General features: G+C 35.7%; 13 protein-coding genes and 1 other annotated feature. Of the genes, 11 read left to right on the top strand and 2 right to left on the bottom strand.

All coding sequences use genetic code 11. The annotated features are described in order from the left end of the window. Positions 1-78 precede the first annotated feature (78 nt). A complete protein-coding gene (gene cwlD, locus NSA47_RS06470) occupies positions 79-798 on the top strand; it encodes an N-acetylmuramoyl-L-alanine amidase CwlD (RefSeq protein WP_257530163.1) in 720 nt (239 codons plus the stop codon). A gap of 39 nt (positions 799-837) precedes the next feature. On the opposite strand, the gene murI is transcribed toward cwlD, so the two are convergent. Further along, the gene (gene murI, locus NSA47_RS06465) at positions 838-1,635 is read right to left on the bottom strand and encodes a glutamate racemase (RefSeq protein WP_257530161.1); all 798 of its coding nucleotides are present in this window, start codon (positions 1,633-1,635) and stop codon (positions 838-840) included. A gap of 285 nt (positions 1,636-1,920) precedes the next feature. Here murI and NSA47_RS06460 point away from each other — a divergent pair, with 285 nt between their 5' ends. The 10 genes from NSA47_RS06460 (at position 1,921) to glmS (ending at position 14,879) form a co-directional block, all read left to right on the top strand. After that, positions 1,921-2,586 carry an ABC transporter ATP-binding protein gene (locus NSA47_RS06460; protein WP_257530159.1) on the top strand — a complete coding sequence of 222 codons (666 nt, stop codon included), beginning with the start codon at positions 1,921-1,923 and terminating at the stop codon, positions 2,584-2,586. Positions 2,587-2,603: 17 nt separating this feature from the next. Further along, positions 2,604-5,201, top strand: a complete 2,598-nt coding sequence (locus NSA47_RS06455) for an ABC transporter permease (RefSeq protein ID WP_257530157.1) — start codon at positions 2,604-2,606, stop codon at positions 5,199-5,201. Positions 5,202-5,352: 151 nt separating this feature from the next. Further along, positions 5,353-5,602, top strand: a binding site (T-box leader). Between the two features lie 57 nt (positions 5,603-5,659). Further along, positions 5,660-6,670 carry a tryptophan--tRNA ligase gene (gene trpS / locus NSA47_RS06450; RefSeq protein ID WP_373370312.1) on the top strand — a complete coding sequence of 337 codons (1,011 nt, stop codon included), beginning with the start codon at positions 5,660-5,662 and terminating at the stop codon, positions 6,668-6,670. 270 nt (positions 6,671-6,940) lie between these two features. After that, positions 6,941-7,474: a tryptophan transporter gene (locus tag NSA47_RS06445; RefSeq protein WP_257530153.1), complete on the top strand. Its 534-nt coding sequence runs from the start codon at positions 6,941-6,943 to the stop codon at positions 7,472-7,474. A gap of 85 nt (positions 7,475-7,559) precedes the next feature. Further along, entirely contained in the window at positions 7,560-7,817 is a 258-nt protein-coding gene (locus NSA47_RS06440) for a hypothetical protein (RefSeq protein ID WP_257530152.1), read from the top strand. Positions 7,818-8,045: 228 nt separating this feature from the next. Next, positions 8,046-8,915: a diadenylate cyclase CdaA gene (cdaA, locus tag NSA47_RS06435; protein ID WP_257530150.1), complete on the top strand. Its 870-nt coding sequence runs from the start codon at positions 8,046-8,048 to the stop codon at positions 8,913-8,915. Further along, positions 8,908-10,128, top strand: a complete 1,221-nt coding sequence (locus NSA47_RS06430; RefSeq protein ID WP_257530148.1) for a CdaR family protein — start codon at positions 8,908-8,910, stop codon at positions 10,126-10,128. The genes cdaA and NSA47_RS06430 overlap by 8 nt, the downstream gene beginning before the upstream one ends. A gap of 29 nt (positions 10,129-10,157) precedes the next feature. Continuing rightward, positions 10,158-11,081: a phosphate butyryltransferase gene (locus NSA47_RS06425; RefSeq protein ID WP_257530146.1), complete on the top strand. Its 924-nt coding sequence runs from the start codon at positions 10,158-10,160 to the stop codon at positions 11,079-11,081. A gap of 208 nt (positions 11,082-11,289) precedes the next feature. After that, positions 11,290-12,636, top strand: coding sequence for a phosphoglucosamine mutase (gene glmM / locus NSA47_RS06420; RefSeq protein WP_257530144.1), 1,347 nt, complete (start codon positions 11,290-11,292; stop codon positions 12,634-12,636). A gap of 413 nt (positions 12,637-13,049) precedes the next feature. Next, positions 13,050-14,879, top strand: a complete 1,830-nt coding sequence (gene glmS, locus NSA47_RS06415; RefSeq protein WP_257530142.1) for a glutamine--fructose-6-phosphate transaminase (isomerizing) — start codon at positions 13,050-13,052, stop codon at positions 14,877-14,879. A 323-nt stretch (positions 14,880-15,202) separates the two neighbouring features. Here the strand turns inward: glmS and NSA47_RS06410 are convergent, their stop codons facing one another. Next, the gene (locus tag NSA47_RS06410) at positions 15,203-16,555 is read right to left on the bottom strand and encodes an MATE family efflux transporter (protein WP_257530140.1); all 1,353 of its coding nucleotides are present in this window, start codon (positions 16,553-16,555) and stop codon (positions 15,203-15,205) included. Between the last annotated feature and the right edge of the window lie 101 nt (positions 16,556-16,656).

Genomic DNA, 16,656 nt, shown 5'->3' with positions numbered 1-16,656 from the left:
TTTATTCAAAACTATGCATAAGAAAGATTGTCTTTATAATAGCTTAATAATATAGTGCATAGTGGAGGGGATAGAGTAGTGAGAAAACGGAAAGCAATTGTTTTATTTGTTGTTTTGATGGTTATCTGTACGGTAGTTTTTTATCAGCAAAAAATATATTATAAGGTAGTGACTACTTTTGGCTACCCCAACTTTAATAAAGTGGTTATCATTGATCCAGGACACGGAGGGGAGGACCCTGGTAAAGTAGGCAATCATGGAGAAGATGAAAAACACTTAAATCTCAAAATAGCTCAAAAACTTCGAAATTTTATTGAGGAAAGCGGAGGAATAGCTATACTGACCAGAAGTGAAGATAAGGGGTTATACTCTCCTGAGGCTGGCTCCCTCAGACAAAAGAAGAATGAAGATCTTCGAAATAGAAGAAAAATCATTCAAGAAAGTCAGGGAGACTTAATGGTGAGTATTCATCTCAATAGCTTTCCTTCCTCAAAATATTATGGATCACAAACCTTCTATCTAAAGGGAGATGAAGAAAGTAAAATTTTAGCGGAATTTGTACAAGAAGCATTAAGGGTAACCCTTGATCCAGATAATCATCGTCAGATAAAGGATAGCGACAGTTATTACATTTTAAAGGAAAATGGAATGCCCTCTATTTTAGTAGAGGGAGGATTCCTATCTAACCCCAAGGAAGAAAAACTATTAAATAAGGATAAATATCAGGATAAAGTGGCTTGGGCAATTTATACGGGGATTATGAAATTTTACACCTATGTGGAGAGTGTATCTAGATAAAAAACACAAAAAGAATCCTAGGATTCTTTTTGTGTTTTTTTAATCAAGAGATTGCATGAAGAGATCATAGTTTTTAATATTTAATCGATCTATAAAGGGAAGATAATTATCCATTTGTCCTGAGGTATAGATAGTCAAAGTAGACTTAGAATCTGAAGAAAACAAATCACTTTCCTCCAGATAGCCCTTGAGAATATCCACTAATTTTATTGCAGGATCGATTAGTTGTAAATGGGGATATAATTTCTGAATTTCCTCCATGACGAAGGGATAATGGGTACAGCCCAAGATAAGATTATCCACAGGCTTTTGAGCCAATAGAGGACTAATGGTGTCCTCCAGTATTCTTTTAATACCCTCCTGATTTTCATTATTTTCTTCAATAACCCTTGCTAAATCTGGGCTACCATTGGCAATGAAAGGAATACCAGCTTGAATAGACTGAAGAGTTTCTCCATATGTATTGCTGCTTACGGTTGCTTCTGTAGCAATGAGGCCAACTCCCCTTTTAGGTATGTTTTCTACAGCTGCCACGCAGCCTGGATAGATAATATCAAAAATAGGTGTATCTGTTAGAGGAATTAGCTCATTAATCTGGGATGAAATGGTATTGCAGGCCAACAAAATAGCCTTTACTTGATGATTATCCAAGAAAGAAAGCATCTTTTTTGTTAATGCAATAATTTCCTCAGGTGTTTTATTGCCATAGGGCATATTCTTACTATCACCAAAATAGAGGATACTTTCCTTAGGGAGTTGCCTTTGAAGCTCCTTAACCACTGTTAATCCGCCTACCCCTGAATCAATGACGCCAATTGCATTATTTGGTAATTGCATCTATTTATCACCCCTATCATTTTATAAAACTTTTTACTTTAAAAATTTCACCTACCTCTATCATTATATCCAAAAATAGATAGAATAAAAAGGATGAAAACCATAGGATTTATTTTGATAATCAATAAATTAAAAAAAATGAACGAGAAGCTGACTATCTCTATAACTTATAAATAGGAAAAGGTTTACAATTTTTGTATCTGTTGTTATAATTTAGACAATCTGACATAAGGCAATTTCCATCATTGAGAACGGAGAGAAATAATGAAAACTGGGAGGGAAACTATGGATGCGTTGTTAACGGCCAAAAAGGTGAAAAAAGTTTATTCAATAGGGGAGACAAAGGTTCATGCATTAAAGGGTGTGGATCTAGACATCTATGAAAACACTTTCTACTCTATTGTAGGAAAAAGTGGCTCAGGAAAATCCACTTTACTTCATTTATTAAGTGGAATGGACAAGCCTACTGAGGGAAGAGTAGTTTTTCAGGGGAAGGATATGGGGAATTTGCCGGATAAAGAACTTTCCCGAATGAAAAGAAAGGAATTCGGATTTGTTTTTCAAGCCTACCATTTGCTTCCCGAGCTATGCGTACTGGAAAATGTTTTGCTACCAGTTTATCTGGATTATGGGGAACCCGATCAAAACCATGTGGATGAAGTCATGACCTGCCTTGGGCTTCAAGACAAATATTATAAATTTCCCTCCCAGTTATCAGGAGGGGAGCAGCAACGAGTGGCCATAGCAAGAGCATTGATGAATAAACCTAGGATTATCTTTGCGGATGAACCTACAGGGAATTTAGATCAGGAAAATAGTGATGAGGTGATTGAGCTATTAATCAATTCAAGCCTGAGATTTCATCAAAGCATTGTATTAGTGACCCATGATATGGATATCGCACAGCGGGCCGACCGAGTAGTTCATATAAAAGATGGTGTACTATCTTAGAACTGAGGGGGAGAAAGATGGATGCTATGAAAAAAATTGCGAAATTAAGTATAAAGGGAACGCCCCGGCAAAGCAAAGCCATTGTCATCGGGATGATTATGGTCTATGTCTTCAGTATGATGGTGGTAGTAGTTCAGGAAAGCATTGTGAAATCCAAACAGGAATATTCCTATGAAAGACATGGAGCATGGTCCGGAGCCATCTATAACGGGAATGAAAATATAGAAAAAGAGCTATATCATCATTCGGATATCGATAAGATAGGAAGCATCCATGTTTTTACAAATATCCAGGTATTGGGAGAGGATTATCTCGCATCCATAGGACACATTGATAAGGATGCCATTTCCTTAGGACGCCTCCGATTAATGGAAGGGAGTTTTCCAAAACAAGAAGACGAGATAGTGGTTGAAAAATATGTATTGGATAAAATGCATCCGGATGCCAAGATCGGAGATGAGATTCGACTACCTCTAAAGGTAGAGCAAGAGGGTCAGAATGCTATAAAACATAAAGTTTTTAGGCTATCTGGTGTAATAGATAGATGGCATAGGGAATGGATGAAAGAAGGCTATGCTTTGCCCTCAGTTTTTGTCGCTGAAGAGGCTTCCTTTGATTTCCCATTGATGGTACAGCAACATTATTTTTTTACGGCAAAGGATGCAGAGACCCATGAGATAAAAAACTTAGCAGAGCTGCTGAGTGAAAATCAGGAGAGCACCTATGTTTTCAATAGCCAGTCTTATTCTATAGCCCAAAGTACTGCTGATCGTTTCTTCGAAAAAGGCACCACCATTAGTATGGTGTGTCTTATCGCTTTAATCGTTATTATTTATATCCTATCCGGAACACTAAAAAGCAAAAAATACAAAATAAGGATTATGAAGGGCATAGGGGCCGAGCATTTTCAACTCTTTAGGTTGACCTTGTGGGAAGCCCTTTACTATTGGGGGAGAGCCACCATCATCGGCGTCCCCCTAGGTTTGGTGCTTTCGGCAGCAATCATTTATTTGACCAAAAACCTAATGATTTTTAAACTTAGACTATTTATTAACTGGTCCTTTATCTTCATCACTCTATTATTTATCACTCTGGTGTTTTTTGCAGGGAATCTTATCATCCTGCTGAGTATTACATTTCAAAAGCTGACAACCTCCTTGCGGCAGGATAATAGCCATACCCAAAAAGCCAAGCTGCCAGTAATCAAAAAAATAAAAAAACTTACCCTTTATCAGCTTTATAAAAGAAACCGCGTGTTTTACAAGAAGCAGAGCCTGTTACGCATTGGGATATCCATTATTACCATCGTGGTATTATGCACCAGTGCTGTGCATTTCATCAATGCATATCAGCACTATTCAAGAATGAGAAGTCATAATAGTTATGAATATCAAATAGATATTTGGGATATGGAAGAGGGATTGGATGAGCAAGCCATCGGTCAGTTTGAGAAAATTCCGGGGATCATTGCTGTAGAGAAAGAGAAGGTATTTCGAAGTGATGAAGACCCGATTTTGATACACTGGGAGGGATGGAAAGAAAGCCAGTATATTAATACCCTTCGTAAGTACAATCGAGAAGGGACAAAGGCCAAGGGTGCAGACTATTTTGAAGTAACTAGTATAGCATGGACCAGTAAAGAAAACCAAGACATTTTCCAATGGTGTCAAGAGCAGATCTCAGAAGGAAAATTGGACTATGAAAAATTTATGGCAGGGGAACAATGTGTACTGGTGCTATCGCCATTTTATTTAGAAGAGAGCAGTTTCACGGACATCCAATATGCAGTCCAACCTGTTATCAATGACTTTCAATATGAAAAGGCAGGAAAAATCTATGACTATAGGCAAGAAGAAAACAGGATCCAGGCAGGGGACTTTATTACCCTGGAAAGTAGGGCAGGGACAAAGAATATCGAAGTGGGTGGTGTTGTAGAAGGGGTTACGGAATTGGTTCCAAATCAAGTAATTTTAGGCAGCGGAGCAGTGGCAGTGGGCGAAGGATTGTTAAATGATCTCACTTCCAAAGATGTTTCTCAGCTATATAATATGATTACATTGAAATCCTTTGCCAATGTAGATTATGTGGAAACAGACCGGCAGGTGGAAATTTTGGCAGAGTCTTTGCTAGGATCAGAACATAGCAGGTATTCTATCGATAATTCCCGTCCCGAACTTGGCATAAATATGATGCTAGCGAAGATGCTGCAGGCTATTGTCATGGACATCATTATGATCCTGTTATTTGTAGGTGTAATGTATCAGGGTTCAGTGTGGAGAATGGAGGATGAAGGACACAGGATAAAAGTACTCCATTCCCTGGGAATGCCAAAGTTTCATATCAAAAAAATGTATAGGATGGAGTATATTTTAGAAGGGATTATTGCCGGTGGAATAGGATTATTCGTGGCCTTAGCAGTACAAATGATCTTACTCAAAGCTGAGTTTAAATATCCCTCCATATCCGCCATTATTGAAGTAGCAAAATCAGACTATCCCGCCAGTCCATATCTGGGATATATTTATGGATTTACATTACTGTTTTATTTCTTGGTGTATTTGCTAATGGGATTTCACCCAATGATGAAGGCACTTAAAGAGAATTCCAATGAATAATCATTAAAGCATATCCATAAGATATGAGGAGGAAAAGCTCTTTTTCTGGGAAAGTTAAGAACGTCTCAGTCTGTTTCATTGAAAATAAAAAAGCAAAAAAACAATTGACAAAAAATAGAATAAATCATATAATAAATAAAAATAGAATAAATTAAATTTAATGCGTGAAAGTAGTAAGGATCTGGTCAAAGATACAGCGAGTCGAAGATAGTGGAAGTTCGATGCTTTAGAAGATGCTGAATGGATTCACAAAAAGCAGGGTGAAGACTTAAGTAGCCTGAGCCGTAAGTTCTACGTTATAAGAACAGGATATCGAGAAAATTTCTCCGTATCTTTTAAAGTGAAGTATATTTTATACTTAATTTGGGTGGCAACGCGGAATATAACCTTTCGTCCCTAGGATTCTAGGGATGAGGGGTTTTTTTATTTATTTAAAATGCAAAGAGAGAAGAAAGGTGATAAAAATGCAAGAAAACAAAAAAAGGATTTTTAGTGGAATACAACCATCAGGCTACTTTACCTTAGGTAATTATTTAGGAGCTTTAAAGAATTGGACCATTCTACAAGAGGAATATGATTGTATTTTTTGTGTAGTAGATCTTCATGCCCTTACAGTAAGGCAAGAGCCAAAGGAGTTACGTCAGAGGACCTTTGATTCCTTTGTGCAGCTTTTAGCCTGTGGCATAGATCCGGAAAAAGCGTTAGTATTCGTACAATCTCAAGTATCGACCCATAGTGAGATGGCATGGCTTTTAAATTGCTATACTTATATGGGAGAATTAAATCGAATGACCCAATTTAAAGATAAATCGGCAAAACATCCTGAAAATATCAATGCTGGTCTTTATACCTATCCGAGCTTAATGGCAGCAGATATCTTACTGTATCAAGCAGATTTGGTACCCGTAGGAGATGATCAAAAACAGCATATAGAACTCTCTAGGGATATTGCTATCCGATTTAACAATTCTTATAGCCCTACCTTCCAAGTGCCAGAGGGATACTTTCCTAAGGTAGGCGCTAGAATTATGAGTTTACAAGAACCGAATAAAAAAATGTCCAAATCCGATGAAAATGTAAATGCCTATATTACTCTCTTGGATGACCCAGATACCATTATGAAAAAGGTAAAAAGAGCAGTAACCGATTCGGATAATCAAGTACGTTATGATATTCAAAATAAAGCAGGGGTAAGCAATCTTATGGATATCTATTCGAGCCTAACAGGAAAGAATAGGGTAGACATTGAAAGAGAGTTTGAAGGAAAGGGGTATGGAGATTTTAAAACAGCTGTGGGGCAGTCCATCATAGATTCTCTAAAACCCATTCAGGATAAATTTAATGAACTTTCAGAGAACAAAGACTATGTGCACCAGCTAATGAAACAAGGTGCCGAACAAGCAAGTAAAATTTCTCATAAAACATTAAGGAAAATGAAGAAAAAAATAGGGATTTACGAAGTGAAATAGGTAGAGGATAGATGGTTGGAAGTATGTGATATTAGGTATAGCAAAAGGGATTCATTATTCGTTTTGCGCAGACCGTACGCTAGTGAAAGGCAAGTAAAATGAATAATGAATCCCTGGAGCGATAAATCATCTGCCTATACCCGTGGTTTTTACTGAGTACTCAAATAAGATATCTATAAAAGGAGGTGAAGCCAAATGCAATGAACATCACACTGGTTAGGAAAAGACATAAGGAAACAGAAAAATTTTAATTTAATAGGAGGAGTTACAATGACAAGTAATATAAAAAAATTAACCTTTAGTGGCATTTTATTAGCAGTAGGCTTCATACTCCATCAAATAGCACCTGCAGGAGTAGGGGGAGTCACCTTTGATTTTATGTTGGCCATGGTATTTATCATCATGATGATCAATAAGGATTTTAAAACAGCTATGATTGCGGGTATAGCAGCGGGTGTTCTTACGGCTTTAACAACAAAGTTCCCTGGAGGACAGATCCCCAATATGATTGATAAACCAGTAACCGTATTGGTCGTTTATGGATTTTTGAAATGTGGAAGGAATATTCCTCAAATTTTAAGGATAGGACTTATTGGATTTATAGGGACATTGATTAGTGGAAGTGTTTTTCTGAGCACCGCCTCTATTTTGGTGGGTCTGCCTGCATCCTTTATTATCTTGTTTTATAGTGTAGTCATCCCAACGGCCATCGGAAATACAATAGTCAGTGTATTCCTCTATAAAATAGTGCTATCCTCTATACAAAAAGTAAATCCTTCTTTTATGGAGCAATTAGAAGGGTAGGATTTACACAAAACTTTCTCTTTTTCATTCTTTTTATCCCCTATATTGCATAAAAATAAAGGGAAAGAAAAGGGAGGAAGGAGAAATGGTTACAAAAAAAGCTCACTTCCAACAGGGGTTTTTATGGGGAAGTATACTATTATTATTACAAAATTTCCTTTTAAATTTAATGCAACTTCATACCTTAATCATCCTATATCTTCTTATTTTTTTCATACCCATTACATTTAAAAGGGCAAAAATATCCTTAGGCTTGTTATTGGGTTACCTGACAAGCCTGACTATTTTTATCCTATTGGTATATTTAGCCTATACGATAATGGTATTCATAAAATCTTTTTAAGTTATCCGAGACACATTGGATAACTTTTTTTATTAAACTCTTGATTAAAGCTAAATTGTGGTATTAGAAAGGCAGAAACTAGTGTATAATTAAAATGTATATACTTAATACATATTTTGAAATAGTCAAAAATGAATTTTCTACATTTTATTTATAGTTTTGATATAAATCTTGTATACAATTAAGTTTATATTGAGGATAAATAAAAAATTCACAAACTAATCATCAATGAATTTAGGGAAAAGGTGTGAAAAAGTAATGACCCAACTAATAGAATTTCTCAGTGAATTATTTTATAATATTAGAATATTAGATTTTATAGATATTGCTATTGTTGCCTTTGCATTTCATAAGATCATTGGACTTATCAAAGAGACCAGGGCAGAACAATTGATTAAGGGTATTATTTTTTTGTTATTAGCTACTCAATTAAGTGAATGGTTAGGACTATATACCATTAACTGGATATTAAAAAATACTATGACAATGGGGGTTATTGCCCTTTTAGTGGTCTTCCAACCGGAACTCAGAAGAGCATTGGAACACATTGGTCGAAGTAGATTTTTTTCAAAGGGATTGATAGAAAAGCAAAAAGCTGAACCCCACAAAGTCATTGATGAAATCATAAAAGCTGTACAAATGTTATCCAAAAATAAAACAGGCGCGCTTATTGTCATGGAAAGAGAAACCGGATTGGGAGATGTAATCGAAACAGGTATCAAAATGGATGCCATTGTTTCGGGAGAATTACTCTTAAATATCTTTATTCCTAATACACCTTTACATGATGGCGCCATGATTATACGAGAGGATCGCATAAAGGCTTCAGGCTGTTTTCTGCCCTTAACAGAAAACCCCAACTTAAGTAAGCAAGTGGGTACTCGCCATAGAGCTGGATTAGGGATTACCGAAAATTCCGATGCTGTAGTGGTTGTTGTTTCGGAAGAAACAGGAGTGATTTCCATGGCGGTAGAGGGAAAACTCTCTAGATATTTAGATATTCAGTCTTTGCGTCAGATACTCGTAAATATGCTTAGTGAAAAAGAACCAAAGCCACTACAATTCAACTTGTTTAAGTGGAGGAATAAAAATGATTAATATATTTAATAACAGTAAAACCATGTGGATCATATCTTTTTTAGCGGCAATAGTGCTTTGGACCTATGTAGTCAGTGAACAAAATCCTAAGATTTCTGATAATATAACCAAAATACCTGTAAAACTTATGAATGTAGAAACTTTAGAGGGAAAAGGTCTCGTGATTAGTGATCCCCAAGAGTATACCGTAGATATTAGAGTATATGGACGAAGAAATCAATTATACAAGATCCAGAGAAGTCAATTGGATATCCAGGCAGATTTATCCCAGTTGGATAGTAAGGGAACTCATCACGTTCCCATAACCGTAGCAGGATTGCCGGATGATGTAGAAATCAATAATAAAAATCCTGACTCCATAAAAATCACCTTAGATCAGATTGTACAACAGGAAAGAAATATAAAAGTAAATATAACAGGTAAACCAGCTGATGGAATGGCTTATCTATCCTATGTAGCTAATCCTAGTAAAGTCACCATTGAAGGCCCAGAGAAGCTACTCAATAATATTAGAGATGTGGTTGCCCTCATTGACATTACCAACAAAAATCAAGAAGTCACCCAAAGTCTACCCCTAAAGGCCCTAGATAGTGATGGTAGAGAGGTAAGTAATGTTACCATTAGCCCAAGTACAGTGGATGTGACAATACCCATTGGTCCTACAAAAACTGTTGATGTGAATTCTGAAATTATCGGCAACTTACCTAATGGATTTGTGATAACAAACGTAGAGAACACCCCAGCTAAAATTTTGATTGGAGCGACCACCCAACAATTAAAAGATATTGAGGCCATCGCAACAGAAAAGATTAATGTAAGTGGGTATAGTAGAAGCTTTGAGAAAAAAGTGAAATTACTTTTGCCCCAAGGCGTGGAAGTAATCAATGGAGAAGCAGCGATTATTGTAAAGATTACCATAGAGCCTATTATCAATAGGGAATTTGATATAGAGACTTTAAATGTCATTAATCTAAAGGAAGAACTTACCATACAGGAAGATTTAATGAACTTACCGATTAAATTAACCCTAAGGGGTCCCAAGACCCAAATAGAGAGTCTCAAAGATGGGGATGTTGTCATCAACCTGGATGCTAAAAACCTACAAGAGGGACAACATAATATAACCCTAAAGGCAGATGTACCAGAGGGAATTACCGTAGAAAGCATAGAGCCAGCTGTTGTTAAGGTGCATATTCAAGGACAAGCGGAATAATATAAAAAAGCAAAAGAGGGGAGATAAAGATGATAAAAAGCTTTGATGATATATTACAAACCGCCCAAGAAAGAGGGCCAAAGACTATAGCGGTAGCAGTGGCAGAGGATTATCATGTATTGGAAGCCGTTTGGGCTGCCAAACAAAAAGGAATAGCAGACGCATGTCTTGTGGGGGATCAAGAAAAAATTTGCAGCATAGCCCAAGAAATTGGTATGGATATTCAACAATTTGAAATAATTCATGAAGCTGAGACTATAGAAGCTGCCAAAAAAGCAGTACATAGGGTAGCCACAGGGAAGGCCCAAGTTTTAATGAAGGGACTATTGCAAACAGCTGACATCATGAAGGCAGTATTGGATAGAGAGGCAGGATTAAGAGGCAGTAGCATATTAAGTCATGTAGCTGTCTTTGAGGTAGATGGATTTGAACGATTGTTCTACGTCACTGACGCTGCAATGAATATAGCTCCTACTGTGGAGGATAAAGTAAAGATTCTAAAAAACTGTGTGGGATTAGCCAATGCATTAGATAATCAAGAGCCAAGGGTGGGAGTGGTCTGTGCAGTGGAAAAACTGAACAATAAAATGGAAGCCACACTGCATGCAGCTGAATTGGTAGAAAGAAATAAAAGAGGAGAAATCAAGGGATGTATCATAGGCGGTCCCTTTGCCTTGGATAATGCCATATCAGAAGAAGCCGCACGTATCAAAAAAATAACCCATCCTGTGGCTGGAAAAGCTGAAATATTATTAATTCCTGATATAGAAGCAGGAAATATATTATATAAATCCTTATCCTTTTTTGCTAAGGCAAGAAATGCAGGGATTATTGTAGGGGCTAGGGCACCTATTGTATTGACTTCCAGGGCAGATAGCAAAGAGTCAAAATTAAATTCCATAGCCTTAGGAGTACTTCTGGCTTGCAATCAATCCGAGGCTGAAAGATTATAAAATCCTAAATAGGCATAGAATAGGGGTGCTTGGTGAAGTACCCCTATTCTATGCCTATTTAGGATAAATCTTTAGATGGTGGACTATCCAGGAGATGAGGTTAAAAAGCATATACCAGTTATTGTTCATGATTAAACATTGATTGACAGAAAAGGATATGATAATATTAAATAGGCAAAAAAGTTAGTAAATGGAAAGGGGTAAAAAAATGGGAAGACTTTTTGGAACCGATGGTGTTCGAGGTGTTGCCAATAAAGAATTAACTGCACCTTTAGCCTATCAACTAGGACAAGCAGGTGCTCATGTGTTAAAAAACGGAAATAAAGCTCCTAAAATAGTGGTGGGTAGTGACACAAGAATTTCTGGTGATATGTTAGAGACTGCCCTAATTTCTGGTATTTGTTCTGTAGGAGGAGAAGCCCTTTGTGTGGGAGTAGTTCCTACGCCAGTAGTAGCATTTTTGACAAGATATTTTAAGGCTGATGCTGGAGTTGTTATTTCAGCTTCCCATAATCCAGTAGAATTTAATGGCATTAAATTCTTTAATTATGAAGGTTATAAACTTCCAGATGAAATAGAGGATAGAATAGAGAAAATTATATTAGACCGCTCCGAAGAAATATTACAGCCCATAGGAAATGAAATTGGGAAAAAGACAACCATAGAAAATGCAGATGACTTATATATAGAATTTTTGAAGAAAACCATAGATGTAGATTTTAAAGGATTTAAAATTGCTTTAGACTGTGCCAATGGTGCAGCCTATAGAGTAGCCCCTAGAATCTTTGAAGAATTGGGAGCACAGGTAGAGGCAATTCATTATCATCCTGATGGTACCAATATCAATCGAAAATGTGGTTCTACCCATCCTGAAGACTTACAAAAATTAGTAGTAGAAAAACAATGTGATCTAGGGTTAGCCTTTGATGGAGATGCAGATCGCCTAATTGCTGTAGATCATAAGGGAGAAATTGTAGATGGGGATAAGATTCTAGTTATTTGTGGTCTAGATTTAAAGGATAAAGACAAATTGAAGGATAATACCCTTGTAGTCACCGTAATGAGTAATTTAGGATTGGATAAGGCACTACAAGAAAATGATTGTAAATTTATCAAAACTAGTGTAGGAGACCGTTATGTATTAGAAGCTATGCTTAAGGATGGATATTCTCTAGGAGGAGAACAATCTGGTCATGTAATCTTCTTAGATCATAATACTACTGGGGATGGTTTACTAACCGCACTACAATTAACCATGGTGCTAAAGCATAAAAACAAATCCCTAAGAGAATTAGCTAGTGTAATGAAGGTATATCCACAGGTCTTGGTAAATGCCAAAGTAAGCAATAGCAAGAAATATGATTACATGAATGATTCAGTTATTCAAGAGGAAATTAAGAAAGTAGAAGATCATTTCCATGGCAAAGGAAGAGTTCTTATCCGTCCATCGGGTACAGAACCCCTAGTCAGGGTAATGATAGAGGGCGAAAAACAAGAAGAATTAGATCAAATCGCAAAGGATTTGGCTAGTTTAATAGAAGAAAGATTGCAATAACCGTAAAGGCAGGGGATTCCCTGCCCTTACAAACTTTGAAAGGGGTGATGCCTATAGAGAAGAACAATAAGAAGGGATTGCAACATTTAATTAAAGCGCCAGAACTTAAATTCAGAACGGACTAGGGAATTTAAGTTGACGAGGACGGGGTTAATCGAAAATTCGGCGGATGCCCTGGGGTGTACCACCATCCAAAACCATCCAACAAACCCTTTAAGTGATTAAAGGAACAAAAGGATGTAGTGGCAAAATAAAATAGTAGGAAGGGTAGTCAATTCATCTAAAGTACTACCTTGGTTTTTTATTACCAAAAATGTAAACAATAAAAGGCAAACAAATCTTGAACTATTTTCTATGAATATGTTAAAAAAATAACCATATTTTTGAAATAGTATTTTGAAAGGAGTCATCCTATGTGTGGAATAGTTGGATATATAGGAAATAAGAAAGCAACAGAAGTACTAATTAATGGATTAGAAAAATTAGAATATAGAGGATATGATTCTGCAGGGATTGCTATATACAACCAAGGGAAAGTGGAGATAAAGAAATTCAAAGGTCGTTTAGCTGTACTAGAAGAGCATGTACAGGAAAACCCAGTGGAAGGGACGTTAGGCATAGGGCATACCCGTTGGGCAACCCATGGAGCGCCCTCAGACATCAACTCCCATCCCCATAGCAACACTTCTGGAGATATCGTAGTGGTACACAATGGGATTATTGAAAATTATATGGAACTGAAAGAAGAGTTAGAAGAAAAGGGATATCAATTTCGCTCAGAAACCGATACAGAAGTCATTGCTCATTTATTAGATCACTTATATACAGGTGATATTGTGGAAACGGTAAGAGAAGTTCTTACAAGATTAAATGGCTCCTATGCATTGGGCGTGATATCCACCAAAGAACCACATAAATTAATAGGGGTAAGAAAGGACAGCCCATTGATTGTAGGATTAGGAGAAGGTGAAAACTTCATTGCCTCTGACGTTCCTGCTATTTTAAAGCATACAAGAAAGGTATACTTTTTAGAGGATAATGAACTAGCCATTTTGGAAAGAGATAAAGTTACAATTTTAGACAAAAAAGGCAATTCAGTAAAAAAAGAAAGCTTCACTGTAAATTGGGATGTGTCAGCAGCTGAAAAAGGCGGATATCGACACTTTATGATAAAAGAAATTCATGAACAACCTAAGGGACTTAGAGATACAATGACATCAAGACTTATGGAAGAAAAAGACCAAGTTATATTAGATAAAATAAAACTAGATAAAAAAACCCTAGAAAACATTAACCGAATAGTCATTGTGGCTTGTGGTACAGCCTATCACGCAGGTTTAGTCGGAAAGTATGTTATAGAAAGATTTGCAAGAATTCCAGTGGAAACAGAAGTAGCTTCAGAGTTTAGATACAAAAATCCCATTATAGATCAGCACTCTTTAGTTATTGTGATAAGTCAATCCGGAGAAACAGCAGATACCTTAGCAGCCCTGCGTTTGGCAAAGAAAAAAGGGGCAAGGATTATGGCAATAACGAATGTGGTAGGAAGTAGTGTGGCTAGAGAAGCCGATGATCTCCTATACACTTGGGCAGGACCAGAAATTGCAGTAGCCTCTACTAAGGCCTACAGCACCCAACTCATATGTATGTATATGATAGCCCTACACATAGCCCTACAATTGGACAAAATAACAGTAGAGTTTTTCAAAAAAGTCAAAGATGCCCTAAGAAAAACTCCACAAATGGTGGAGGAAATATTAGACAACACCCATGACATTCAGCGATTTGCAGATCATCATTTCAATGTTCAAAACACCTTCTTTTTAGGCAGAGGATTGGATTACTATACGGCCTTAGAAGGATCTTTGAAACTAAAAGAAATATCCTATATTCATTCAGAGGCTTACCCAGCAGGGGAGCTAAAACATGGTACAATTGCTTTAATAGAAGAAGGCACGTTAGTAGTGGCCCTTGCCACCCAAAGAGAATTATATGAAAAACTTCTAAGCAATATTAAAGAAGTAAAAGCTAGAGGAGCCCATGTGCTTGCTATAGCCCAAGGGGATAAAAAAGATATTGAAAAAGTTGCCGATGAAGTATTCTACATCCCCGAAGCAATAGATGAAATATCGCCAATAACCACAGTGATTATTCTACAATTAATGGCATACTATATATCGGTAGCTCGAGGTTGTGACGTAGACAAACCAAGAAATCTAGCAAAATCTGTAACTGTAGAATAAAAAAGAATATTTCCTGGGTAATAATGTCGAATGGGAATAAAACATTTCCGACAAAAAAACTCGATAAGAAAAGTAGGGGAAAAGGAAAATCTTCCCCTACTTTTTTGTCTTTTTCCAACTACTCCTTGTGATGACAAGTTCACCTAAAAATATGGGGAATTCTAGTGTTTTACATGTATTTAAAAGACGCTTACCATATACTGTAAAGATTCTACATATATCATACTACAACTTATTACATTAAGTACCTCTCAGTATTTTTAAATAATGATATTGGAACCATCTGTACTAAATTTAGTGTGGAATAGATAAAGAAATTAAGGTTATATGGTTTCTACTATAAATTTTCTATCAATTGATTTGCTATATTTGTAATAAAACAACAAAGATAGGAACAAGTAGTTTATACCTAATCCAATATAAACACCTGAAAAATTCATTTTAAAAATAAATACTAACCATACAATACTTGCCATGCTAACAAGGTTTATAACTAAACTTACGACAAATACCCATTTTTCATCATTAATGCCTTGCAAGCTATATTTATATATCGAATGTGCTAAGTTAAAAGCTTGAATAGAAATTGCTAGAATGAGATAAGTGGAAGAAAAATCTATGACAGAAATATCATTTGTCATGAAACCTAGAATTGTCCTTTTAAATAAGATAATTATAACTGAACTAATTATATAAAATAGAACAGACATCATTAAGCATAATTCTGGAATTTTCTTCATTTTATTTTTAGATTTACTTACTGAGAACTGACTAACAAGATTTAATGATGCTGAGGAATAGGCATACATTGGCATCAGCAATATATTAATAATATTAAATAATAATGTATATGAAGCTACTTCTAAAACTCCGATTCTAGAAACAATAGCTACTATACCAATACTAAACAGAGTACCTTCTAAAAATTCTTGTCCCATTAGTGGAATAGTTTTTCTTACCAACTGTTTTATATAATTCTTACAGTCTTTCACTTCGATTTTTAATATGTTTCTATTTTTTATTGCGAGAATATACACGACGATATTTATAAATAAGGCAACTACTGAACCTATAGCAGCACCAGTTACCCCCATTTTGCTTATTCCAAATTTTCCAAATATAAGAATATAGTCTATGATTAGATTACTTATATTGGCAATTAAACTCCCATAAAAAATCCATTTTGTCATTTTTAGTATTTTAAATAATGAAGAAAACACAAAAATAATTAAGTTTAATCCAACAGATAAACCAAATATATTTAGATATTTTACTGCTTCATCAAGTATCTCACCTTCTAAGCAAAAAACAATTTTCAGCATAGGAATTTTAAAAATTAGAATGAAAGTATAGAATAGTAGTCCTAATAATAAACTTAAAACCAAAGTTATTCTAAATTTATTATATAGATCTTCATTGTCATTTAATCCCATACTTTGAGACCCTAAAATATTAAAAGATACAGCAATCATTCCAACTATGCCACTTATACTATAAAGAGTAGTAACAATTACACCTACTGCTCCATAAGCGAAAATAGAAATTCTACCAACCATCGCTTGATCAAGCATTCCAATTAGAAGTCCTGTAAGAGAATTCAATATTAAAGGTAATGCTATAATATTAATAGTATTAATGTTATTATTATTAACCATCTTTTTTAAGTTAAAAATCATTTGCTATCACTCCTATTGGAACCCCTAAATGGAGAAACTATTTTAAACTTAATTTTTATCTTATGGCACGCAAGCATTTCGGATAATTTAAAAAATACTAG

It is taken from the genome of Irregularibacter muris, from assembly GCF_024622505.1.
In the GTDB taxonomy this organism is placed as follows: Bacteria; Bacillota; Clostridia; order Eubacteriales; family Garciellaceae; genus Irregularibacter; species Irregularibacter muris.
The sequence above is the reverse complement of the archived record's forward strand: the minus strand, read 5'-3'. Positions and strand labels throughout refer to the sequence as shown.